23 protein-coding genes are annotated in these 23167 nt (G+C 61.5%); 12 read left to right on the top strand and 11 right to left on the bottom strand.

Annotation, left to right across the window (positions count from 1 at the left end):
• Positions 1 to 66 precede the first annotated feature (66 nt).
• Positions 67 to 1359, bottom strand: a complete 1293-nt coding sequence (locus Q7T10_RS03270) for a c-type cytochrome (RefSeq protein ID WP_370653720.1) — start codon at positions 1357 to 1359, stop codon at positions 67 to 69.
• A gap of 933 nt (positions 1360 to 2292) precedes the next feature.
• On the opposite strand from Q7T10_RS03270, the gene Q7T10_RS03260 reads away from it, so the two are divergent.
• Positions 2293 to 3669: a tryptophanase gene (locus Q7T10_RS03260; RefSeq protein WP_304745862.1), complete on the top strand. Its 1377-nt coding sequence runs from the start codon at positions 2293 to 2295 to the stop codon at positions 3667 to 3669.
• Positions 3670 to 3753: 84 nt separating this feature from the next.
• On the opposite strand, the gene Q7T10_RS03255 is transcribed toward Q7T10_RS03260, so the two are convergent.
• The 4 genes from Q7T10_RS03255 to Q7T10_RS03240 form a co-directional block, all read right to left on the bottom strand.
• Complete coding sequence (locus Q7T10_RS03255; protein WP_304745859.1) at positions 3754 to 6219, bottom strand: diguanylate cyclase domain-containing protein; 2466 nt, start codon at positions 6217 to 6219, stop codon at positions 3754 to 3756.
• 175 nt (positions 6220 to 6394) lie between these two features.
• Entirely contained in the window at positions 6395 to 6553 is a 159-nt protein-coding gene (locus tag Q7T10_RS03250) for a DUF3309 family protein (protein ID WP_304745857.1), read from the bottom strand.
• Positions 6554 to 6584: 31 nt separating this feature from the next.
• The gene (locus tag Q7T10_RS03245; RefSeq protein ID WP_304745855.1) at positions 6585 to 6818 is read right to left on the bottom strand and encodes a hypothetical protein; all 234 of its coding nucleotides are present in this window, start codon (positions 6816 to 6818) and stop codon (positions 6585 to 6587) included.
• Positions 6819 to 6966: 148 nt separating this feature from the next.
• Positions 6967 to 7173, bottom strand: coding sequence for a CsbD family protein (locus Q7T10_RS03240; RefSeq protein WP_304745916.1), 207 nt, complete (start codon positions 7171 to 7173; stop codon positions 6967 to 6969).
• 425 nt (positions 7174 to 7598) lie between these two features.
• On the opposite strand from Q7T10_RS03240, the gene Q7T10_RS03235 reads away from it, so the two are divergent.
• From Q7T10_RS03235 to Q7T10_RS03225, 3 genes are all read left to right on the top strand, one after another.
• A complete protein-coding gene (locus Q7T10_RS03235; protein WP_304745914.1) occupies positions 7599 to 8150 on the top strand; it encodes an NADPH-dependent FMN reductase in 552 nt (183 codons plus the stop codon).
• 31 nt (positions 8151 to 8181) lie between these two features.
• Positions 8182 to 9711: an NAD(P)H-dependent oxidoreductase gene (locus Q7T10_RS03230; RefSeq protein WP_304745853.1), complete on the top strand. Its 1530-nt coding sequence runs from the start codon at positions 8182 to 8184 to the stop codon at positions 9709 to 9711.
• Between the two features lie 172 nt (positions 9712 to 9883).
• Positions 9884 to 10258 (top strand): hypothetical protein, encoded by a 375-nt coding sequence (locus Q7T10_RS03225; RefSeq protein ID WP_304745851.1) that lies wholly within the window; start codon positions 9884 to 9886, stop codon positions 10256 to 10258.
• A 150-nt stretch (positions 10259 to 10408) separates the two neighbouring features.
• Here Q7T10_RS03225 and Q7T10_RS03220 read toward each other — a convergent pair whose 3' ends face one another.
• A complete protein-coding gene (locus Q7T10_RS03220; RefSeq protein ID WP_304745849.1) occupies positions 10409 to 10735 on the bottom strand; it encodes a four-helix bundle copper-binding protein in 327 nt (108 codons plus the stop codon).
• A 307-nt stretch (positions 10736 to 11042) separates the two neighbouring features.
• On the opposite strand from Q7T10_RS03220, the gene Q7T10_RS03215 reads away from it, so the two are divergent.
• Positions 11043 to 11465, top strand: a complete 423-nt coding sequence (locus Q7T10_RS03215) for a hypothetical protein (RefSeq protein WP_304745847.1) — start codon at positions 11043 to 11045, stop codon at positions 11463 to 11465.
• 432 nt (positions 11466 to 11897) lie between these two features.
• Here Q7T10_RS03215 and ipdC read toward each other — a convergent pair whose 3' ends face one another.
• Positions 11898 to 13520 carry an indolepyruvate/phenylpyruvate decarboxylase gene (ipdC, locus tag Q7T10_RS03210; RefSeq protein ID WP_304745845.1) on the bottom strand — a complete coding sequence of 541 codons (1623 nt, stop codon included), beginning with the start codon at positions 13518 to 13520 and terminating at the stop codon, positions 11898 to 11900.
• 126 nt (positions 13521 to 13646) lie between these two features.
• Positions 13647 to 14102, bottom strand: coding sequence for a fasciclin domain-containing protein (locus tag Q7T10_RS03205; RefSeq protein ID WP_304745843.1), 456 nt, complete (start codon positions 14100 to 14102; stop codon positions 13647 to 13649).
• 223 nt (positions 14103 to 14325) lie between these two features.
• Between Q7T10_RS03205 and Q7T10_RS03200 the strand changes: the two genes are divergently transcribed.
• A complete protein-coding gene (locus tag Q7T10_RS03200) occupies positions 14326 to 14853 on the top strand; it encodes a GNAT family N-acetyltransferase (RefSeq protein ID WP_304745841.1) in 528 nt (175 codons plus the stop codon).
• Between the two features lie 12 nt (positions 14854 to 14865).
• On the opposite strand, the gene Q7T10_RS03195 is transcribed toward Q7T10_RS03200, so the two are convergent.
• Entirely contained in the window at positions 14866 to 15984 is a 1119-nt protein-coding gene (locus Q7T10_RS03195; RefSeq protein WP_304745839.1) for a beta-ketoacyl-ACP synthase III, read from the bottom strand.
• A gap of 155 nt (positions 15985 to 16139) precedes the next feature.
• On the opposite strand from Q7T10_RS03195, the gene Q7T10_RS03190 reads away from it, so the two are divergent.
• Together Q7T10_RS03190 and Q7T10_RS03185 are read left to right on the top strand one after the other, a co-directional pair.
• Positions 16140 to 17057 carry a DUF808 domain-containing protein gene (locus Q7T10_RS03190; RefSeq protein ID WP_304745837.1) on the top strand — a complete coding sequence of 306 codons (918 nt, stop codon included), beginning with the start codon at positions 16140 to 16142 and terminating at the stop codon, positions 17055 to 17057.
• 152 nt (positions 17058 to 17209) lie between these two features.
• A complete protein-coding gene (locus tag Q7T10_RS03185) occupies positions 17210 to 18355 on the top strand; it encodes an HD-GYP domain-containing protein (RefSeq protein ID WP_304745835.1) in 1146 nt (381 codons plus the stop codon).
• 14 nt (positions 18356 to 18369) lie between these two features.
• Here the strand turns inward: Q7T10_RS03185 and Q7T10_RS03180 are convergent, their stop codons facing one another.
• Complete coding sequence (locus tag Q7T10_RS03180) at positions 18370 to 18840, bottom strand: SRPBCC family protein (protein ID WP_304745833.1); 471 nt, start codon at positions 18838 to 18840, stop codon at positions 18370 to 18372.
• A gap of 173 nt (positions 18841 to 19013) precedes the next feature.
• Between Q7T10_RS03180 and Q7T10_RS03175 the strand changes: the two genes are divergently transcribed.
• Positions 19014 to 19553 carry a cyclic nucleotide-binding domain-containing protein gene (locus tag Q7T10_RS03175; protein ID WP_304745830.1) on the top strand — a complete coding sequence of 180 codons (540 nt, stop codon included), beginning with the start codon at positions 19014 to 19016 and terminating at the stop codon, positions 19551 to 19553.
• Positions 19554 to 19575: 22 nt separating this feature from the next.
• On the opposite strand, the gene Q7T10_RS03170 is transcribed toward Q7T10_RS03175, so the two are convergent.
• Positions 19576 to 19968 carry a translational machinery protein gene (locus Q7T10_RS03170; protein WP_304745828.1) on the bottom strand — a complete coding sequence of 131 codons (393 nt, stop codon included), beginning with the start codon at positions 19966 to 19968 and terminating at the stop codon, positions 19576 to 19578.
• Between the two features lie 119 nt (positions 19969 to 20087).
• On the opposite strand from Q7T10_RS03170, the gene Q7T10_RS03165 reads away from it, so the two are divergent.
• From Q7T10_RS03165 to fghA, 3 genes are read left to right on the top strand one after another with little or no spacing between them, the layout of a single operon-like run.
• Positions 20088 to 21122 (top strand): tRNA-dihydrouridine synthase, encoded by a 1035-nt coding sequence (locus Q7T10_RS03165; RefSeq protein ID WP_304745826.1) that lies wholly within the window; start codon positions 20088 to 20090, stop codon positions 21120 to 21122.
• 38 nt (positions 21123 to 21160) lie between these two features.
• Entirely contained in the window at positions 21161 to 22267 is a 1107-nt protein-coding gene (locus Q7T10_RS03160; RefSeq protein WP_304745824.1) for an S-(hydroxymethyl)glutathione dehydrogenase/class III alcohol dehydrogenase, read from the top strand.
• Positions 22267 to 23151: an S-formylglutathione hydrolase gene (fghA, locus tag Q7T10_RS03155; RefSeq protein ID WP_304745820.1), complete on the top strand. Its 885-nt coding sequence runs from the start codon at positions 22267 to 22269 to the stop codon at positions 23149 to 23151. The genes Q7T10_RS03160 and fghA overlap by 1 nt, the downstream gene beginning before the upstream one ends.
• Positions 23152 to 23167: the final 16 nt, after the last annotated feature.

Raw genomic sequence — 23167 nt, 5'->3', positions numbered from 1 at the left:
GCAGGACGGCATCATCCTGCGCAAAGTCTACCGCCTTCGAGGGCAGGCGGCAGCGTCGCATTCTGCTCACCGGGCGTGTGGCCCGCGCGCCCGGTTGACTTCGAGTTCGGTCACCTGGGATGCCTTGTTGCCCCAGGCATTGCGGATGTAGGTCAAGACCGCCGCTGTGCTCTTGTCATTCAACTGCAGCACAAACGGCGGCATGCCAAAGGGCCGCGGGTTGCCTTCTGTGGCGGGTGCAAAGCCGCCGTACAACACCATCTGGACCAGGTTGGAGGTGTCGGACAGGGTGACCCCACGGTTCTGCGCCAGCGGGGGATAGGCACCACGGACGCCTTCGCCACGGTTGCCGTGGCATTGCGCGCAATGGGTTTCATACAGCTTGGCGCCGATGCCCGGCACAGCCACTGACGGCGCGCTCTGCGCAGCCTGCTCGGCACGCGGCGCCTCTGGCGTGGCCGGCAAGGACTTCAAAAACCCGGTCATCGCGCCAAGATCCTCGCTGGACAGGTATTGCGTGCTGTTGCGCACCACCTCAGCCATCGGGCCCGCGGCCGACCCGCGCGGCGATACCCCCGTTTTGAGCAGCGCGGCAATGTCCTGCGGGCTCCAGTCAGCCACACCGGCTTCAAGGCTGGACATCAGGGACGGGGCATACCAGTTCTGCATCGGAATCATGCCGCCCGCCAGATCAAACCCGCTGTTGCTGGCGCCCAGCGCGTTGCGCGGGGTGTGGCAACTGCCGCAGTGCCCCAGGCCGCGCACCAGGTAGGCGCCCCGATTCCATTCGGCGGACCGCGCGGCGTCCGCCTGGTAAACGCCGGGCGTGAAATACAGGGCACGCCAGACGGCCATGGCACTCTGCGTGCCAAAGGGCCAGCGCAAGGCGTGGGCGGTGTTGGGCTGGCTGGCAGGTGGCAGTGTCTGCAGGTAGGCGAAAAGAGCGTCCGAGTCCGCCCGGGTGACCTGGGTGAAGCTGGTGTACGGAAAAGCCGGATTCAGCAGGCGGCCGTCTTTCGAGCGGCCGTCATGCATCGCCTGCCAGAAATCAGCGGAAGACCAGCCGCCAATGCCGGTGGCGGCGTCGGATGTGAGGTTGCTGGAGAACACCGTGCCGAAAGGCGTTTCGATGGGGCGACCACCCGCAAATGGCGTCCCGCCGCGCGCGGTATGGCAGCCCATGCAGTTGCCGGCCCGGGCCAGGTAAGCGCCTTGGGCGAGCAGGGGCGTGGTGGGCTTGGCCGGCGCTGCCACGGCGGGTGTCGCCTTGTCGGGCAAGGGCGCGCTGCCGCAGTCAATGCGCTGTGCGCCATGGGGGGCGGGCGGCAGGGCCGTGAGGGGTTTGGTGTTGGCGGGCATGGGTTGTGCGGCCAGCCAGTGGGCCACGGCCGCCACGTCCTGGGTCGTCAGTTGCCCGGCAATTTTTGCCATGCAATCGGGGGCGGCGGCGCGGCGTTGCCTTGTTTGCCAGGCGCCGAGCTGGGCACTCAGGTAGTCACGCGGCAGGCCCAGCAGGCCGGGGATGTTGGGGGCCACGCCCATCAGCGCGGGGCCGTGGCACTGCACGCATGCCGGTATCTTCTGGCTGGCGTCACCTTGCGTCGCCAGCATGCGGCCCCGTTCCAGTACCTGTGCCGTTGCCACGGCGGGCGGGGGCGCAGGGTAGGGCAGATCGAGTTTGGAGAAGTACTGCGCGATCTCCATCAAATAGGCGTCGGTGAGCGGGTCCACCATGCCCGTCATCAGACCGTAGTGGCGCCTGCCGTCCCGAAAATTCAACAGCTGGTTGTACAGGTAGCCGGCCGGTTTTCCCGCCAGCCTCGGGTAATAGCCGTCCGGCCCGGCACGACCTGCTTTGCCGTGGCAGGCCGTGCAGGCCAGCGTGCGCTGGGCCATGGTGTCTTCGAATTTGGGTGCAGAGACGGCCTGCAGGGGCAGCCATGCGAGCAGGGCGATGAAATGAAAGCGAACGAGAGAACGAAGCATGGGGTAAGACTTGAATGGGGAATCGAGTCCCTGAATTTTGCACCCATGCGCCTTCCGAAGCCGCCGGGACAGTCGACCTGCCGGAATGCGGTCTGTACGGAAAGAACGGCTGCACATCTGCTATAGTTTCGATAGCTACTAACGCTTATTTCACGTGGGCCAGGGGCCGATTTCTTATAAATTCTTCGTGATCCGCGCAGGCGCGCAGGACCCGGCATTTTTTCGGGCTGTTGGCAATACCCGACACCACGGTGATTTCGGCAGTGATAACTTCGCGTCTCCATCCGCAACTACGACTTCACCGCCATGCCTAAAACCCTGATTGAACCCTTTCGCATCAAGAGCATCGAGCCCATCCGCATGACCACCCGGCCTGAGCGGGAGGAACTGCTGGAAGCGGCCAAGCTCAACGTCTTCAAGTTGCGCGCCGAGGACGTGCTGATCGACTGGCTGACCGATTCCGGCACCGGCGCGATGTCGTCAAGGCAATGGGGCGCCATCATGGAGGGCGACGAAAGCTACGCCGGGGCGCGCAGCTTCTACCGGCTGGAGGCGGTGATTCAGGGCATCACCGGCATGAAGCACTTCGTGCCGACGCATCAGGGACGCGCGGCCGAGAAGGTGCTGTTCACTGCCGTCTGCAAAAAGGGCGACCTGGTGCCCAACAACAGCCACTTCGACACGACCCGCGCCAACCTGGAATACATCGGCGTCGAGGCAGTCGATCTGGTGATTCCCGAAGGCCTGCAGCCGGCGCTGATCTATCCGTTCAAGGGCAATATCGATCTGCAGCGGGTCGAGGCGCTGCTCAAGACTCAGGGCGAGCGCATCCCGTTTGGCATGATCACCGTGACCAACAACACCGGTGGCGGCCAGCCGGTGTCCATGGCCAATATCCGGGCCTACGCGGCTTTGTTGAAGCAGCATGGCAAGCCCTTCATCATGGACGTCTGCCGCTTCTCGGAGAACGCCATGTTCATCAAGATGCGCGAGCCGGGTTATGAAAACACGTCCATCCGCGACATCGTGCAGGAGATGTTCTCCTATTGCGACGGCTGCACCATGAGCGCCAAGAAGGATGGCATGGTCAACATCGGCGGCTTCATCGTGCTGCGCAGCGAAGAGTGGATGGACGCCGTGCGCAACGTGCTGATCATGACCGAAGGTTTTCCCACCTACGGCGGCCTGGCCGGGCGCGATCTGGAGGCACTGGCCGTGGGGCTGGAGGAGGGCATGCAGGAAGACTACCTGCGCTATCGTCTGCGCACTGCTGAATACCTGGGCGAGCGGCTGGAAGCCTCTGGCGTGGGCTTTGTCAAGCCCACCGGCGGCCATGCGGTCTACATCGACGCCCGCACCGTGCTGCCGGACATGCCGGTGCAGCACTACCCGGCCTGGGCGCTGTGCAATGCGCTGTACCTGGAAGGCGGCATCCGTGGCGTCGAGATCGGCTCGGTCATGTTCGGCAAGCGCCTGGCGGACGGCACCGAGACTTATCACAGCATGGAACTGGTGCGCCTCGCCTTCCCCCGGCGCATGTACACCCAGTCGCACTTCGACTACGCCGCCGAGGTGATTGATGAGGTGAAGCAAAAAGCCGCCAGCATCCGGGGTGTGCGCATCACCAAACAGCCGCAGTACCTGAGGCATTTCACTTGTGAATTTGCCTGGGTGGAGGGTTGATATTTGCAGTCATGTCTTGGCTGTCGCCAACGGCAGGAAGAGTGTGAACGACGATGCGGAGAACTCACGCGGTCAGGTTGCCGCTCACCCCGAATGGAAGCGGTAGGTATTGCGCCCCGCCGCCTTGGCCCGGTAGAGTGCTGCATCCGCACGCTGCAAGAGGATTTCGGCGTTGTCGCCGTCCATGGGAAACATTGCAATGCCAACGCTGCCACCAATGCAGACTTCCTGCCCCAAAGCCATGACAAAGGGCTGGTTGAGCAGTCGAACGAATTCTCGGGCCACCTTCGCGGCGCCTTCGGGCCCTTCGACATCCTCCAGCACCGCCACGAATTCATCGCCGCCCAGTCGCGCCAGGGTATCCATGTCGCGCACATGCGCGACGAGCCGCAGGCCCACCTTTTGCAGCAGCTCGTCTCCAGCCGTGTGTCCCAACGTGTCATTGACCGCCTTGAAATGATCAAGGTCGAAGTACAGGACGGCCACTTGGCTATGGTGGCGTTTGCTGGCCTCCAGGGCATGTTCCAGCAGGGACACGAGTAACAGGCGGTTGGGCAGGCCGGTGAGCACGTCGTGGTGGGCCTGGTATTCCATGTGGTCGGCATGCTTGAGGCGGGTGAGGTCGGAAGACGTGCCGACGTAGTTGACCACCTTGCCGCTTCGGTCATACACGGCTTTGATGGAAAGCCGTGCCAGATAGAGCTCTCCGTTGTTGCGCTGATTCCAGATTTCGCCCTGCCAACCGCCCGTGGTCAGAATGGCGTGCCACATTTCCTGGTAGAAGTCTGCGCCATGCCGTCCGGACTGCAGGCGGCGCATGTTCTGCCCCAGCATTTCGGCCTCGGCGTAGCCGTTGATGGCGGTGAAGGCCGGGTTGATCGCCAGAATGGTGCCACTCGGGTCGGTCACGACCGCGCCGTCCTGAATGTTGGCAAACAGCAAGGCTGCCAGACGCTGCGCGCTCTCCGCCTGCCTGCGCTCGGTGATGTCCTGCACCGTGCCGCGCAATCCCACGACCTCACCGCGGGCATTGCGTACCGCTTCACCGCGTGCATTGAGCCACATCGCGCTGCCGTCCCCGCGGAGCGCCGGTACTTCCAGGTCGTAACCGATGCCAGTTCCTACTGCTTCCTGGAACGCGGCGTTCAGCTGCTGCCACGCCGCACGAGGATAAATGGTGTCCATCTGTTCGGCAAACGGCGGGATGACCTCGCGCCCAAATAGCCGGTGCAGTTCCTCAGACCCTTCGACGGCGTCAGTGCTGGCGTCCCAGTGCCAACTGCCGAGCTGAGCGATACGTTGCGCTTTCGCCAATTCGGCCTCGCGCTCCTGCAGCGTTGCAAGGCTCTCACGGAGCGCTTGCGTGCGCTGCATCAATAGCCGCGCAGTACGCGCCATAGCCTGGGCGACCGCATCTGCTTCGCGGAAGTGGACTTGGGAAGCAACCACCGCTTCACCCGCTTCCAGGGCAATCGCCGGGGCCGTCAGCGCGTTAACCGAGCTCGCAATCCTGCCGCCCATGCGCCAGGCCAGACCGATGCCCACGCCGAACAGAATCGCAATGCCCAGACCCAGGAGGCTGACGGTGCGCATCAGCTCCGCTTCCAGACTCTGGCGGGGAATTCCGATGGCTACGCTCCAATTTGTGAGGGGCGAGCGGCTGTAGAAGGTAAGGGTCGGGATCCCTTCTTGCGTTACGATTTCGAGGGAACCTTCGGGCACTGCCAGCATGCGCTGGACAAGTTCCACGGGACCCTTCTGCCCAACGAACTTTTCAGGGGCATGCGTTCGTGCAGCAGTCGTGCCCGTGCGGTCGAAAACGCCGACCACCCAGTCCGGCGGTAAGTGCTGGCCGCGCAGGATGTCGGTGAGGTGCTGCGGGACGAGTCCGATACTCAGGACATAAACAACCTTGCTGTTCGACAACACCGGGACATCGATACTGATCACGGGGCGTCTCGTTATGCCGCCGAGGAAGATGTCGGAAACGACCGACCGTCTAGTAGCGAAGACGCGACGGAGTTGCTCGGGATTGCCATGGCGGGGCAAAGGTTCTCCAAAAGGGCGCAGGGTGTTGACAATTTGCTGCCCGGTTTTGTCGCTCAGAACGATGTTGCTGCCGATGTCCGCTTGTTGCAGCAGTTCAAGTGCCCTGCGATGGAACCCTGCAAAGTCCTGCGTTGCAAGATAACTGGAGGTCGAGAGCGCCTGCGCCACAACCTGGGCTTTACTCAGTTGCGCGTCGACCGTCTGGACCAGGGCGTGGGCCGTTTGCATCGTGGTTTTTTGAAGTTGATCGCGTTCGACTTGATATCGATGAACAAACAGGACGACAGCGCCAATTAAGCCGGGAAGCAAGCAGGCGAGGGCCAACCAAAGGAGTAGAGCGCGCACGGACCACAGCGAAGTCAAACGCTCTGGCGGCTTGCTTCTCCCCTCGGCAATCAAATCAAGCTGGGAATCAATATCCCTTCTCCACAAAATGCTATCTGGGCCGCAAATGACATGAGTCCATAGCGACGCAGGGGCAAAGAATATGCAGAAGGACAAGGGCTATATGTCCTGAACCTTTGACATGACTATTGTTGGCCGCTAGCGCCCATCCCATTGCCGCACCCGAGAGTCAGCGTCTGCACAGCCGACAGTCGGGAAAATAGTTGACCGTTGGCATTCACCGGTCAACAGCTGCAGCCAGTCCAGTTCGGCTGCAGAGCGTGAATAGCCGTTATAGCCGTCCCATCAATAGCATCACGACAATGATCACCACCACCACTCCCAACACACCGCTGGGCCCGTAGCCCCAACTGCTGCTATGCGGCCAGGTCGGAAAGACGCCGATCAGCATCAGGATCAGGACAATCAACAGTATGGTTCCCAGACTCATGGTTTTTCCTTGAAGTTGTGACTAGGTAGGCTCAGTTCGCCGGCGCTGAAGCGGGGGGCATCACGATCACGGTGGTGCCATCGCCGGACTTGCCGGTTGCCCCCTGACTGCCCTCGCTGCCTTGGGCGCCGGTGGCGCCCTGCGGACCTGCAGGTCCGGGCACCGCGACGGGCGCGGCGGGAACAGTGATGACAGTGGGCTTCCTGTCACAGGCGGCCAGTGTCAGTGTGGCAAGCAACGCCAGAATCAGCATCGAGCGGTTCATGGGAAATCCTTTCAAGTTGAAAAATCGTGGCACGGATGGCGTCAAGATCCTCAGGAGAACACTCACACCTGAGAAGTCGGTTCACTGACAAATTCGCCCAAGGTCCCTGGGCTCGGGTACGCGCCATTCGTGGTTTGCAGAAAATTTCCTATTGTTTTTTGACAGCATCCTTCAGGGCCTCTTTGGCATCCTTGGCGACTTCCTTGACATCCCCAAGCGCCTTTTCGGCCTTGCCCTCGGCTTGTTTTTTCAAACCTTTCGCTTCTTGCTCCTTGTTGCCAACCAATTTCCCTGCTTCTTCCTGGACTTTGCCGGCGACATCTTTAACTACGCCCTTGACCTGGTTTTTGTTGATCATGCTTACTCCTAAAGTTGATGGGAGTTGATCAGGCCTCCTCGAGAAAGAGCCACTCCCAACTGCGTATTCAATCAGGCGTTAAAAAGTTACATATTGAGAGAACGCAAAGACGGACCCCCTCAAGGCGCATAAACCATGGGGCTCAAGCGGGAAGCGACGAGCGCGATGCGACCTGTCACGAGGCGCTGGACCGGGACGTGGCGGTGCAGCCACGCCTGTCGCGTGCGCGGCCAAAGTAAGCAGCCCGGGCAATCGCGCTGCGTGGTTCACCGCACAGACTGAGGTGCAGTCCATCGGTATCGTGCCTTGTGACACTTGGCGGGGAGCAGGCTGTTTCCGCGTCACCATGTCTTGTTGACCCGGCACCCAGAATGATGCTCGGGCGCTTTACAGGCTTCATCCACGTTCAGAGGAGAAAAATCATGACCCAATACCAGATAGCAGTTATTGTTGGCAGCCTTCGTCGCGATTCGTTCAACCGCAAATTGGCCAACGCCATTGTGAAGTTGGCGCCATCGGAGTTCTTGTTCAAGCAAGTAGAAATCGGCGACCTGCCGCTGTACAACCAGGATGACGACGCGAACCCGGCCGAGTCCGTCAAACGATTGAAGGGCGAAATCGCAGCTTCGCAGGGGCTTCTCTTTGTCACGGCTGAATACAACCGTTCGGTGCCCGGTGTGCTCAAGAATGCCATCGATCACGCCTCTCGCCCGTATGGCCAAAGTGCCTGGAAGGGTAAGCCCGCCGGCGTGTTGGGGGCTTCGGTTGGCGCCATCGGCACGTCCATGGCACAGCAGCATTTGCGTAACATTCTTGCGTACCTGGATGTGTCCACGTTGGGTCAACCTGAAGCGTTCATTCATGCCAAGGATGGGTTGTTCGACGAGACCGGCAACTTCGGCGACGACAGCAAGAAGTTCTTTCAGGACTGGATGAACCTCTACGTTTCCTGGGTGAAAAAGCAGACCGCCTGATCGGTCGTCGCCAGCTTGGAATGCCCTGTCTATGCGCTGTCTGCTGATCCTCGCCCATCCTCGCCGCGACAGCCTGTGCGGCGCACTTTTTGATGCCTATGCCGGGGGGGCGCGGCAAGCTGGCGCGGAGTACCGGGAGCTGATCCTGAGCGAGATGAGGTTCGATCCGGATGTCCACACGGTCTCGCCCGAGCTGCAGCCGCTGGAGCCTGATCTCGTGCGCGCCCAGCACGACATCGCTTGGGCGGAGCACCTGGTGTTCATCTACCCGACGTGGTGGGGCACCTTCCCGGCCCTGCTCAAGGGCTTCCTCGACCGCGTCCTGACGCCGGGGTTCGCCTTTCGCCATGTCACACATGACAAATGGGACAAGCTGCTCGCTGGCCGCACGGTTGACCTGATCACGACGATGGACACGCCGCCGCTCATCTACCGGCTCGTCTATCGGGCACCGGGACGCCAGGCGCTGGCGCGCGCCACACTCGGTTATTGCGGCCTGCGCACCGCGCGCGTCGATACCTTTGGGCCGGTCGTCGCCTCCGACATCTCGCAACGCAACCGATGGCTGGACCGCGCGCGGTCCAGCGGTTCGCGCCTGATTCACGGCGCACTCTCCCCAGCGCAGCGCCGTCTGCAACGGCTCTTTGCATGGCTCGCCGCCTTGCGTCTGCAGTTCTACCCGATGACGTGGATCGCCTACACCGTCGGCGCGCTCACAGCTGGCGCGGGCAAACCGATGTCCATGGCACCGTACCTGCTCGGCTACCTTACCCTGTTCTTGCTCGAAGTGGCGACCGTCTTCCTCAACGATTGGTTCGATTTCGACAGCGACCGGCGCAATCAAAACGCCGGACCGTTCACCGGCGGCTCGCGCGTTTTGGTGGATGGCCGGCTCGACCGCGCGGCGATGCGCAAGGGAATCGGCCTGTCGCTCCTGGCCGCATTGGCGGCGCTGGTCGCCCTGCTCGCGGCCGCCCCAGCAGCATCGGCCATCGCGATCGCCGCGCTGTATGCCGTGTTCGCCACGCTCGCGCTGATCTACACCGTCCCGCCGCTAAAGCTCTCGCACCGCGGATTCGGCGAACTCGATGTGGCGCTTACCCACAGCGCCGGCGCAATCATGGCTGGTTACGTGGCGCAGGGCGGCGGCTGGGCGGACAGCCTGCCATGGCTGCTGGCGCTCCCCCTGGGGCTATCGGTGTTGCCTTCGATACTGCTCGCTGGTTGCCCAGACCGCGATGCCGATCAGGCTGCTGCCAAGCGCACGCTCGTGGTCATCCTGGGCAAACGCAGCACCGCGCGTCTGGCAATGGGGGCAACCGTCGCTGCGCCAGCCCTCGCGGCGCTGTTGTCAGTGGCCCGACCGGATATGGCCGCGCTGCTGGGCTGGAGCGCCGCTGGCGGCGCTGTCCATGGCGTTTGGCTGGTGCGGCGGCTGCGCCGATTCACGGCGGGTGAAATGCCCGAACGCATCGACGGCGCAATTGTGTTGGCACTCACCTTCATCCTTTGGTTCTGCGTCCCGCCGCTCATCGCACTGATGCGCGCGCCAGGATCGTGAACGCTTCCACGCAGTCACGCATGTCCCGTCCGCGGTCAAAGTGGCCAGTTTGTCCACCCCGCTTGTACGACGACCCACAGACGTGTTAAGGCATTCCAGACAATTTGAACGCGGTTCCGTCCTGCACGGGTTTTGCCAAGGAGAAATACCATGAACGAATACCGCCCCACTTATGGGTTTTTTTGCCAACCGTGACGATGCAAGAAGCGCATTTTCCACGCGCCTTGGGCGGGGACTGGCGCGCGAACGGCTGCAGATTTTAGAAGCCGACTCGGCTGCGTCCGCACCCGTACCGAAAGCAGAAAGTGACGCGGTGCTGAAAGACATAGTCGTGGACGGCACCATCGGAACCGCCGTGGCCAGCCCAGCACCCGACGCCGGGAACAAGGAGGGCAAGGAGGGGTGGTTATCGGCGCTGGTTCGCGATGCGATTGCAAGCGGTCAAATTGTGCCGGTGGTCGATGCCCGGACGGAGGAGGAGACTGCGATCGCACGGGAAATCATCCAGGCCTCGGTTGGTGATGACAAAGACATCAGCATGGCGTGAACGCGTGCGTCTTGTCGCCGCGCTGCACGCCGTAGGCCAGCGGCGTGGAATTTTTTTCGCCGATGCGCCACTGATTGAATCGGGCCATTTCGTTGGTGTACCGATGCCGCCGGTCCATCGATCTCACCCTGCGTGAAGGGCGGGAAATTGTCAGGCCATGCCTCGACAAGCGTCGGCGCAGCGCTGGCAGGCCTCGGCGCAGTGCTGGCAGTGCACCATCGCGTGCTTGGCGCACTCAGTTGCGCACGAGTGGCACACCTCGGCGCAGAGGGAGCACACGGCCTTCATGTGCTCATCGCCGCGCGTGATCGACGCCGCGGCAAGCCGGCAAATGTCGGCGCATTCCATGTCCAGCGCGATGCAGCGAACCATTGCTTTGGAATCGTCCTCCTTGAGGCAGGCGCTGGCACACTGAAGACAGGCGGCGGCACATTCGTTACACGCAACAAGGCATTCTTTCTCGATCTGACTAAGCATCTCAATCTCCTGAAGGCACCGTAGATTCGGTCCCTCATCCTTGCGCGAGCCTTGCCGGGCGTCTGTGCGCAGGCGAACGCAGCAACGGGGAACGAAACGGAATTCACAGGCAACGCGGATTTTTCTTGAGGCAAGGCTATTGACAAGAAGAGATCAATTGGCCGGGTAGCAGGCAAGGAGAAGTTGCTGCGTTCGGTGCCGCACAGACGGCTTTCGGTCGATGCCTTACTGTCGTTTCCATGTGAGGCTTCGGGCTTTCCAGAGAACCGTTGCCTTAGATTTACTGGACAATTCACAGGAGATTTGCATGGATAAGACTGATCCCCCACAAGCATTTGGGGTCTTCAAGCCAGTGGGATCCACCGTGATCGCATTTCGCTCCGCTGCTGATATGCAGGCGGCGGTGAATTCCTTGCTTGAGCAGGGGTTCGCTGACTCGACCATGGTCCGCTACACGCCAGCGGAAATGACGGTCCAAGTCGAGGCGAACCTGCAAACTGCGAGTCCGCTCGCATCCTTCGGCTATGAACTGGACCTGGTCAAGGCGCATGGAGTCTTGGCCGAAAACGGATGCAGTTTCCTGGTCGTGCACGCCCCCGACGACGCGCAGGCCGAACGGGTCGCTGCAGTGGCGCGTGCGACGAAGGCGGTCTCAGCGCAACACTATGGCACCTTCATGATCGAAGAACTGACCGGCCTGACACCGGGGCATACGCCAGACGCGACATGATCAGGCGCTATCCCGTCGCCCATCTTGTTTTAAAGTCCGTTGCTGCGCAGGCGTTTGAGTCGTGAGGCGCAGAATGCTGACCTGGCGTCAAGCGCCGTCGTGACCGCGACGGTGACCGAGGTCACCAAGGCCCTGGGGTGGAGTTTTGGACGGATGAGAGATGATCAGCATGGCGACAGTAGTAACATTGCATTCCAGTGGCCCAAGCCTTGACGTGACAGTTGGTCTGTCGACGTGATGCTGACTCCATTCACCCTCCTGCCAGTACCTACCTTCGCGGAATTGGCACTGCTACGCCGGCGGCGCGCTATACCATGGCGGAGTGCCTGGACGCATTCCATCAAGCCATCATGGCGTTACGTTGTTGCCCCCCTCGCTGACCTCCGTGATGACCGCGTCCGGGATACCCCAAAGCCTGCACTGAACCAGTGTCTATTTGACGGCGTTGAGCCGCTTGACCCCCGCCACAAAGCGCGCCAGCGTTGCCGACAGCACGCCGCTTGGAATCGTCACATCGATCAGCTGGAAGCGCCCGCGCGTGACCATCGCCTTGTCCAGCGCTGCCTTCAGTTCGCCGCGCGTGTTGACCCGCACGCCATCGCCGCCCATGCCGGCCGCCATCTCGGCAAAGCCCCAGTGGCCCAGGTCATTGAATGACGACTCGGGTTGGAAGGTGCGCAGCATCTCCCAGCTGGCGTTGTTGAAGAGCAGCACGATCGGGTCCCAGCCGTAGCGCTTGCAGTTGCCCAGCTCCCAGCCGGTCATCTGAAACGCGCCGTCGCCCACCAGGATCAGCGGCCGCTGGCCGGTCGCCGCCTGCAGACCCAGGCCGGCAGGCACGCCGAAACCCATAGTCGCGTAGTAGCCGGGAGCGACCAGCGTCGTGTGCTCGATCTCCATCGCGGTAAACAGGCAGTCGCCCATGTCCGAGGCAATCGGCATCTTGCCGTGCTCCGCCATCAAATCATTGACGGCGGTGGCGATGTCGGTCGGCGTGATCGTGGCCGAATCGGCCAGCAGTCCATGCGGGAAGGTCTGACGCTGCACGGAGAAAACCTTTTCGTCCGCGCCAAGACGCTCCAGCATGCGGTCGACCAGCGCCGCCAGCGGCAATTGCGAGTAGGTGTGATAGCCGATGGTGACCCGGCCATCCAGCGCCTGGATCGTCTTGCGCATGTCGATCTTGGTCTCGGACACGGCGAAATTCGTGTCGCAGATGATCTCGCCGAGCAGGAACAGGCCATCCGAGCTTTCGACCAGCTGGGTGACTTCCGGAAAACCCGCCACGCCCATGTAGGTTCCCACGAGGGGTGCATTCTGGTCGGCCAGCAAGCCGCGGCCCATGAAGCTGGTCACCACTGGCACACCGAGGCGGCGCGACAGCGCGGCGACCTTGTCTTCAAGCCCGTAACGGCGGACTTCGACGCCCGCCATCAGCACCGGTGACCTGGCCTGAGACAGGCGACCGAGAATCTCGTCCACGCAGGCATTGAGCGCGTCCTGGTCTGGCGGCAGTTCGATTTCGGGGGTGACCGGTGCACAGGGCATGGCCACCATGTCGCGCGGAATCTCGATGTAGACCGGCTCGGATCGGCGCAGGCAACTGGCGAGCACGCGGGCGATGTCGGCCGGCGCGCGCGCTGCGTTATCCAGGCGCACCTGGTCGCAGGTGATTTCCTTGAAGATCTGAAACTGGGAATCGAGCGTCTTGGCCTGATGGTGCAGCAGAAGCCCGGAGCGTGATTCGCCCTTGCCGGGCCCGCCGGAGAGCACGACCAGCGGGGATTTCTCGGCGAAGGCCGCCGCCACCGAGTTGATCATGTTCAGCGCCCCGGCGCCGTAGGTGACGGCGGCCACACCGAGACCGCCCTGGATGCGCGCCGACGCGTCGGCGGCAAAGCCCACGCCGGGTTCGTGCGACAGGGTGTACAGCGGCAGGATTTTCGATTCTTCGATGATTCGAAAGTAGGGCAGCGCAAAGTCGCCGGGAATGCCAAAGATCTGGCGGGCACCGTGCGCCTTCAGCGCCAGCAGCAGGGATTCGGTGAGGTTCATGCGGGGTGTCTCCAGTGTCAGGTTCTGGAGAAAGTATCGCGCTTACCTCACGCAAGAATCCGTTGTAATCTGCCTGGAATGGCCGGATCGAACATGTTTCGTGCGTTCCGGCCATTCCGTGGGCGCTTAGCGCGGAACAATCACGCTGTCGATGACGTGAATCACACCGTTGTCGGCCACGATGTCGGTGGCGGTGACCTTGGCCCCGTCCACCATCACGCCGTCCATGGTGGAGACGGTCAACTCCGAGCCCTGCACGGTCTTGACCTTGCCGGCTTTCACATCCGCTGCCATGACCTTGCCTGGCACCACGTGGTAAGTCAGCACGGTCGTCAGCTTGGCCTTGTCTTTGAGCAATGCGTCGAGATCCGCTTTGGGGATCTTGGCAAATGCGGCGTCCGTGGGTGCAAACACGGTGAAGGGGCCTTTGCCCTTGAGGGTGTCCACCAGGCCAGCCGCGGTCAGGGCCGTGGCCAGCGTCTTGAAGTTGCCGGCGCCAACGGCGGTGTCAACGATGTCTTTGGCCTGGACTGAAAACGCGCCGCCAAGAGCCAGAACGGATGCGATGAGGGTCTTTTTCATGAATATCTCCAAAAATGACTGATGCAGTGTTGACGCCAAAAATGTGGCGTGGGTGGAATATACATACCGTAAGGTATCCATATGAACTGCATGGTATTTATCGATACCAACTAGTTTTGACTTTGATGCGATCGGAATGCAGCTTGGGCGACTGAGGGAAAAGATTGCGGCGACAATCCAACTCCCATTTTTACTATTCGCCTGGTTCGCCCGGGCATTCTTCATGTCCAGTACGTCCAACTACGAAGTCCGCCCCGCTACCTTGCGCGATGCCAAGGCGATTGCCGAAATCCACGTCAGTGCCAGTCAGGCTGCCTTCAAGAGCGTCGTGCCAGGTGAGCAGATGCCCGCCGTCTCCATCGAGAAAAGCCAGGCCTACTGGCGTGACGCCATTGAGTTCATCGAACCTCAGGTCCTTGTCGCGGTCGATGACGGGCAAGTCGTCGGCTTTGTCGGCTTCGACCGTTCGCGTGACAAGGGCACACCCAACACCATGGGCGAGATCTGGGCGATCTACGCGGCTCCCTCGTACTGGGGCAAGGGTGTTGGCCTGGCCCTGTGGGACGCGGCCCGCGAAGGCCTGTTGGAAGAAGGTTGCAACAAGGTGACGCTGTGGGTGCCACTGGGCAATGAGCGGGCGCTGCGCTTTCACGACCTGGCGGGCTTCAAACGCGAGATGACCAGCATCAAGACCGTGCCCATGGGCTCGGTCAAGGTGGAAGAAATCCGGCTGAAGCGCGACCTGAGCTGATCGCGCCGCGAATCAGGTGCGGCGCACCACGACGCTGCCGATGGAGTAGCCGGCCCCGAAGGAGCAGATCACACCCACCTCACCAGCCTTGATGTCATCGTGGTGGCGATGAAAGGCAATGATCGAGCCCGCGGAGGCGGTGTTGGCAAATTCGTCAAGAATCACTGGAGCGTCGTCTGCTGTGGCATCGCGCCCCAGCAGTTTTCGGCCAATCAGCTGGTTCATGGCCAGATTGGCCTGATGCAGCCAGTAACGGCGCACCCCGGTGGGCGTCAGGCCATGCTCAGCGAGGTGCCTGGTGATGTGCTCGGCCGCCAGCGGACAGACTTCCTTGAAGACCTTGCGTCCTTCCTGATAGAAAAGCTGGTCCCGGTCGTCAGGGTCGCGGTCCTCGCTACGCGACATGAAGCCCGCGTTGTTGCGGATGTTGTTGGAAAACGTGGTGAGCAGGCGGGTGCCAATGACCTCAAACGCGCCGGGCGGGGCGTTCTCAAGCCGCTCAATGAGGATGGCGGTACATACGTCACCAAAGATGAAATGGCAGTCCCGGTCTTTCCAGGCCAGGTGGGGTGAGGTGATTTCCGGATCGACCACCAGGATGGCCCGGGCCGATCCGGTCTTGACCGCGTTGACCGCCATCTCGATGGCGAAGGTGGCCGATGAGCAGGCCACGTTCATGTCGAAGCCAAAGCCCTGGATGCCCAGCGTGGTCTGGATTTCCACAGCCATGGCCGGGTAGGCCCGTTGCATGTTGGCCGCGGCGCAGATGACGCCGTCAACGTCCTCGGGCTTCTTGCCCGCACGTGCCAGCGCATCCCGCGCAGCCGCCACACCAATCTCGGCCATCAGGGAAAGCTCGCTATCAGGACGGGTCTGCAGGCGTGGACGCATGCGCTGCGGATCCAGCACGCCGGTCTTCTCCATCACGTACCGGCGCTTGATGCCGGACGCCTTCTCGATGAACTCGACGCTTGACATGGGGATGGGCTGGCGCGTGCCGGCCGCGATGTCGGCTGCGTGAGCCGCGTTTTCCTTTTCAGCGAAGCTGTTGAAGGCCGTCACCAACTCTTCATTGGTGATGACCTCAGGCGGAATATAGAGGCCGGTACTGCTGATGGCGACACGATGCATAAGGAAGGTCCCGAAAAAAGTTCTGGGTTGGAGGCGTCCAACAAGGGGGTGATTATCGGCCGAATCCGGGCCCCAGCTGGTTTAAGCCGGCGCTCGTGCACAGCGGCGACAATCTGCGCTTGTGCGTTGCACCCACTCTATGAAAGCGTTGAACCATGGCCAGTAGCCTGCTTGCACTGATTGACGATATTGCCACCGTACTCGATGACGTGGCCTTGCTGACCAAAGTGGCCGCCAAAAAAACCGCGGGTGTGTTGGGTGATGACCTGGCCCTCAATGCCCAGCAGGTGTCGGGCGTGAAGGTGGACCGCGAGTTGCCGGTGGTCTGGGCCGTGTGCAAAGGCTCGTTTGTCAACAAGGCCATTCTGGTGCCAGCGGCATTGGCCATCAGTGCGTTTATCCCCTGGGCGGTGACCCCGCTTTTGATGGTTGGCGGTGCCTTTCTGTGCTTTGAGGGTTTTGAGAAACTGGCCCACAAGTTTTTCCACAGCGGCGCCGAGGACGCAGTTCACCACGAGGAACTGGTACAGGCGCTGGCTGACCCGTCCATAGACCTTGTTGCGCTGGAGAAAGAAAAAATCAAGGGCGCTGTGCGCACCGATTTCATTTTGTCGGCCGAGATCATTGCCATCACACTGGGCACCGTGCAGGCAAGCCCGCTGGTGACCCAGGTGACCGTGCTCACTGGCATTGCCGTGGCGATGACGGCCGGCGTCTATGGCCTGGTAGCCGGCATTGTCAAGCTCGACGATGGCGGACTCTACCTCAGCCAGAGGGCCGGCGACAACGTGGCGGTTCGCCTGCAGCGCAGTGCAGGGCGGGGCATTCTTATTGCGGCGCCTTACTTCATGAAAGGACTGTCGATTGCCGGTACTGCCGCCATGTTTCTGGTCGGGGGCGGCATTCTGACGCACGGCATTCCGGGCGCACACGGCGTGATCGAGCATCTGAGCCTGGTCGCCGGCGCGGCCCTGCAGCCGGTTGTGTCGTTGGCGCTCGACGCCGTTGCCGGCATCGTGGCGGGGGCGGTGGTGATGGCCGGTGTGACCGGGGTGAAGCGGTTGAGGTCGTGATTGTTTGAAGCAATATCGGGGTCTAGCCCTCACGGAATAAGCGCTGATAGCTATCCAAAATATAGCAAGCCGGATACACTGAACAGCATGGCGTATGTTCCTGACTTCACGCAGGCTGGATGTCCCGCGATCCACATGGAGGGGCTTCGACCATGAAAATGCTGAGACTGCCGCGCGCGAAAGTCCAGGTCGGACTGCCCTTGCCATGGAACGTGCGCGATGAGCAGTGTCTGTTGTTGCTGTCGAAGGGCCATGTCATCGAAAGCGAGCATCAGCTTGAGCTTTTGCTGCAGCGCGGCGCTTTTGTCGATGTCGAGGAAATCAAGGCGTTGGCGCGGGAGGCCGAGCCTGCGCAACCCAAGGCCATCGTGTCGCCGCCCAATCTCTTTGACCTGTGGGACCGGACCACCGACGAGTTGCACAAGTTGCTGGGCGAGGTGGCGCAACAGCCGGATTTCGCCGCGCGTCTGGATCAGTTTGCGCGTCATCTAGTGGAGCTGGTTGACTTGGGTGCGGATATTGCGATTTACCGCATTGTTCGCCAGGACAACGCCAAGAATTTCTACTACGGGTACTACCACTCGGTGCATACCGCCACGCTGTGCGTCTTGATGGCGCGTCATCTTGAATGGCCACCGGACCGCATGATGAGCCTGGTCAAGGCGGCGCTGACCATGAACCTGACGGTGCTTGACTTGCAGGGACAAATGGCGGGGCAGGATGTCCCGATGAAAGACAAGCAACGGGAGGCGATTCGCCGGCATCCGGCCCAAGCCGTTGAACTGCTGGAGAAGGTGGGGGTTGCCGATGCGGACTGGCTGACTGCCATAGCCCAGCACCACGAGCGACCTGATGGAAGCGGCTATCCGTTGGGTTGCACCGAGCTTGATGAACTGGCCGTGGCATTGCGGGTGGCCGATGTATTCATGGCGAAGATCAGCCCGCGTGCCTTGCGTGAGGCGTTGTCGCCGCAGGTGGCGATCCGCGAACTTTATCGCGAGGACAAGGGCGGGCCGATATCGACGGCCATCATCAAGGAGTTCGGGATCTATCCGCCCGGTGATTTCGTCAGACTCGCCTCAGGTGAACTCGGCCTTGTGGTGCAGCGAACGGGCAACGCGCGCGCGCCAATTGTGGCCTCCATCACGGACACCGCCGGTCATGCCGTCGCACGGACGCTGAGGCATGACACGGGGCAGAGCGCGTTTGCGATTGTGGCCAGCGTGACCGACAAAGCGATGCTCATGCGCTTGCCGCCCGAGCGCTTGTACGGATTCTCCGCCGCACCGCCGGCGTAGGTTGCGCGGCCGGATCAGACCTCGCCGCCAAAGCGCTTGGTCAGGTTGGCGATGTACTGTTCGATCATTTTCTCGAACTCCCCCTCCACTACGGGGGCAATCACCATCTTCATCAGGCCGGGCAGGGGAATGGTGAGGTCCCCCGTGATCTGCAGCACGATGTGGGTGGATTTCTTCTTGTCGGTGATCTTCCAGCTGCCAGACACCAGGGCATTGCCTTCACCCTTGACGGGCGTCCAGACGATGCTGCCCTTGGCCTTGTTGGAAACGTACTTTGAGGCGTAGATCGTTTGCAGGTTGATCTGGGCGATGCCAATTTTGGCCATTTCCCAGCGATAGGCGCCACCCCCGAGGTCCACCAGTTTGTCGACTTTGGGAAAGAAGCTGGCCGAGGTGGGCACGTCCGCAAGAACGTCGAAGACTTCGGTGGCGCTGGCTTTGACTTCAAACTCGTAGCCAAGATCGATATTCACATTGATGGTCATAAGAAGCTCGCTTATTTTTGACGGGGATCGTGGTGGGTAGCGCGGGGGACTCTCGGTAAGTAGCTGTCACAAAGTATAGGGTGCCTCTGGCAGCTTGTTGGGACCACCCCCATTGTGTAACGAATTGATTTCAGCCTCGAACGCGGAATTTGGGCCGTGTACCATTGGCGGCCATGAAGGTTGATCCCGCCATTGTCCAAATGTTTGCCGAAAATGTCCGCGCGGAAGTGCTCGTGCGGCCGACAGGCATCAAGCTCGACCGGGCCATCGTTCAGAAGATCAAACAAAAGGTGCCGATCTTCAGCGGCATGACGCCGGACTGCCTGATGAGCACGCTCGCCGTCGCAGAGTATTTTCCGGTGAAGGCAGGCGAGGTGGTGTTCAAGGAGCGCGATATCGGCGACTCATTCTTCGTCCTCATCGCCGGTGAGGTGCTGGTCGAGAAGAACACGAATGGCAAAGTGGTTGAACTGGCCCGCCTCAGCGCCGGCAGCTGCTTTGGCGAGATGGCGCAGGTCGGCAACCATCTGCGATCCGCCACAGTGCGTGCCACGGGTGACGCGGTCACCATGCGCTTCTATCGGGAACTGGTGGACTCAAATCCCGAAAGCGCGCACATCATCTACCGCAATATTGCGCGCATCCTCGCCAGCCGGCTGGACGAATCCAGCGTGATGCTGGCCGATCTGGTGGGGCAAAAAACCACCACCTGACGGCCATTGCATTCGTTACCGATCAGGATTGCGACAGCATCCGGTCTTTTGCAACGAAATACTTGCGCGCGTAGGCCACCAGTTGTGCGTCGCTCGGATGGTCGATGGTTTCTACGCCGATGATCTTGTCGGATAGTTCATGGTCGTGTTTGAGGATGTGCTTGACCAGCTGCAATTTAGCCTGGGCAGGGCCAACCACCAGTATCTCCTGGGCGCCCTTCAGTGCCTCGGCGACGGCGTGATAATAGGCTTGGTCTTCAGCCGGGCGTCCGGAACCCACGACGCCGCTCTTGGCGTGCAGATGGGTATGCGGCTTGGATGGGTGAACCACCGATTTCTCCACATCGTCGGGCGTGATATGCATCACATGGGCTTCAGAGTGATCGAGCCAGACAACGGCGTGATAGTGCGACATGCTTTTCCTTTTCTGATTGACAACATGAGAGCTTATTCCATTTCAAGAATGGCATATTGACGAAGGTCAAGATAGCCTGACTTCCAGCGGCCCCGCTTTCCCCTTTCTTCCTGTTTTCAATGACCATTCTTCTGGCGCCCATGGAGGGCTTGTTGGACTTCGTGCTGCGCGACATTCTGACCCGTGTGGGTGGTGTGGACCGCTGCGTCTCGGAGTTCATCCGCGTTACCAATACTCTGCTGCCTGATCGCGTCTTCATTCGTGTCATGCCTGAGTTGCTCAACGGCGGACGGACCTTTGCCGGCGTACCCGTGCGGGGCCAGTTGCTGGGCTCCGACCCCGTCTGTCTGGCGGAAAACGCGGCATGCCTGGCTGCCCTGGGCCCCGACGGCATCGACCTGAACTTTGGCTGCCCGGCCAAGGTGGTGAATCGCCATGGCGGCGGGGCGGCCTTGCTCGATGAGCCGGAACTTCTTTATGCCATCGTGGCGGCGGTTCGTCGCGCCGTGCCGGCCCACATGCCCGTGTCTGCCAAGATGCGCCTCGGATTCAACGACGATTCACGCGCGGTGGAGTGTGCGCTGGCCATCGAAGGCGGTGGCGCCAGTGAACTGGTGGTGCACGCCCGCACCAAGGCGGACGCTTACCGTCCACCCGCTTACTGGGAGCGCATTGCGGACATTCGTGCCGCTGTACACATTCCGGTGGTTGCCAATGGCGAGATCTGGAATGTGCAGGACGCCATGCGTTGCCGCCAGGAGTCGGGGTGTGACATGTTGATGCTCGGCCGGGGCATGGTCACCGACCCGGGACTGGCGCTCGCGATTCAGGCCGCCACTGCAATGCGTGAGAAGCGGCACCCGCTGCATGCCAGTCCATCCAGTCATTCGAGGTCAATCTCCGATGGGTCGACGATCACTGCGGTGGAGTGGCAAACCCTGTTGCCGCTGATCGGAGATTTCTGGCGTCTGGTGTGCGCGCGGCTGGAGCGCCGCCAGCAAGCCGGGCGGCTCAAGCAGTGGCTGAACTTCCTGCGTCGCCGCCACCCGGAGGCTGAGGTGGCCTATATGGCGCTGCGCACCATCAATGAGCCGGCGGCCATTGACCAGTGGCTGGCTTGTGCTGGTGTGCCCGGCTGCAATTCACAAAACTAGATACAGTCCTTTTATTACTTGCCATTGAGGAAATTCCCATGAAGACCAAAGCTGCAGTTGCCTGGAAAGCAGGCGCGCCCCTGACGATTGAAACGGTGGACCTGGAAGGCCCGAAATTTGGCGAGGTGCTGGTCGAAATCAAGGCCACCGGCATTTGCCACACCGACTACTACACGCTCTCGGGCGCCGACCCGGAAGGCATCTTTCCGGCCATTCTGGGGCACGAGGGCGCGGGCATTGTGGTGGATGTGGGGCCGGGCGTAACCTCCCTGCAAAAGGGTGACCACGTCATTCCCTTGTACACGCCCGAGTGCCGCCAGTGCAAGTTCTGCCTGAGCCGCAAGACCAATTTGTGCCAGCTCATTCGCGGCACGCAGGGCAAGGGGCTGATGCCCGACGCCACCAGCCGCTTCAGCCTGGACGGCAAACCGATTTTTCACTACATGGGCACCAGCACCTTCAGCAATTACACCGTGGCGCCCGAGATTTCGCTGGCCAAAATCCGCAAGGACGCCCCGTTCGACAAGGTCTGCTACATCGGCTGCGGCGTCACCACCGGCATTGGCGCAGTGATCTTCACGGCCAAGGTTGAAGCCGGCGCCAACGTGGTGGTGTTTGGCCTGGGTGGCATTGGCTTGAACGTGATTCAGGGCGCCCGGATGGTGGGCGCCGACAAGATCATCGGCGTGGACATCAACCCGGCGCGTCACGCGATGGCGCGCAAGTTCGGCAAGACGCACTTCATCAACCCGAAGGAAGTCGAGAACGTGGTCGATGCCGTGGTGCAGATCACTGACGGCGGTGCCGATTACAGCTTCGAGTGCATCGGCAACACCCAGGTGATGCGGCAGGCACTCGAGTGCACGCACAAGGGCTGGGGCCGCAGCATCATCATCGGCGTGGCCGAGGCCGGCGCCGAAATCAGCACCCGACCGTTTCAGCTGGTGACAGGACGCAAATGGGAAGGCTCGGCATTTGGCGGCGCCCGCGGCCGCACCGACGTGCCCAGGATCGTGGACTGGTACATGGAAGGCAAGATCAACATCGACGATCTGATTACCCACACCATGCCGCTGGAAGACATCAACAAGGGATTCGAGTTGATGAAGAGTGGTGAGTCCATTCGCGGCGTGGTGCTGTACTGATGACTGCTTTCGAGCTTCTGAGTGAGCACGGGTGTTTTGGCGGCATGCAGCGCTTTTACCAGCACGCCTCGACGGAGATTGGTTTGCCGATGCGGTTCTCGGTGTACTTGCCGCCGCAGGCCAAGATCGATGCGGCGGGCGGCAAGGTACCGGCCGTGCTGTATCTGGCGGGCCTGACCTGCAATGAAGAAACCTTCATGGTCAAGGCCGGTGCGCAGCGCATGGCGGCCGAGTTGGGCCTGGCGCTGATTGCCCCCGATACCAGCCCGCGCGGTGCCGCTGTGCCCGGTGAGACGGACAGCTGGGACTTTGGCGTGGGCGCCGGTTTTTACCTCGATGCCACGCAGGCTCCGTGGTCACGGCACTACCGCATGGAAAGCTACATCACTGCAGAACTGATTCCGCTGCTGGCGCAAGAGCTGCCGGTGGACGCCCAGCGCCTGGGCATTTTTGGGCATTCCATGGGTGGGCATGGGGCGCTGACACTGGCGCTCAGGCACCCCGCGTTGTTCAAGTCGGTGTCGGCCCTGGCGCCGATCTGCGCGCCCACGCATTGCCCCTGGGGCCACAAGGCGTTTGCCGGCTATCTGGGTGCCGATCCCAGCAGCTGGGCAGCGCATGACGCCAGTGCCCTGATGAGCCAACGCAGCACCGAGCCGTACCCAGGTGGCATCCTGATCGACCAGGGTCTGGCCGACAAGTTCCTGCCGACGCAGCTCCACCCGCACCTGTTCGAGGCTGCCTGCGCCCAGGTGGGGCAGCCCTTGACGCTGCGCCGCCACGCCGGCTATGACCACGGCTACTACTTCATTTCGACGTTCATGGCCGACCATCTGGCGCATCATGCGCGGACCTTGTTGGCGACACCGTCCGCGCAGCCCTGAACATTCGTAGCAGCGT

Source organism: Rhodoferax sp., from assembly GCF_030646845.1.
Classification (GTDB): domain Bacteria; phylum Pseudomonadota; class Gammaproteobacteria; order Burkholderiales; family Burkholderiaceae_C; genus Rhodoferax.
The sequence above is the reverse complement of the archived record's forward strand: the minus strand, read 5'-3'. Positions and strand labels throughout refer to the sequence as shown.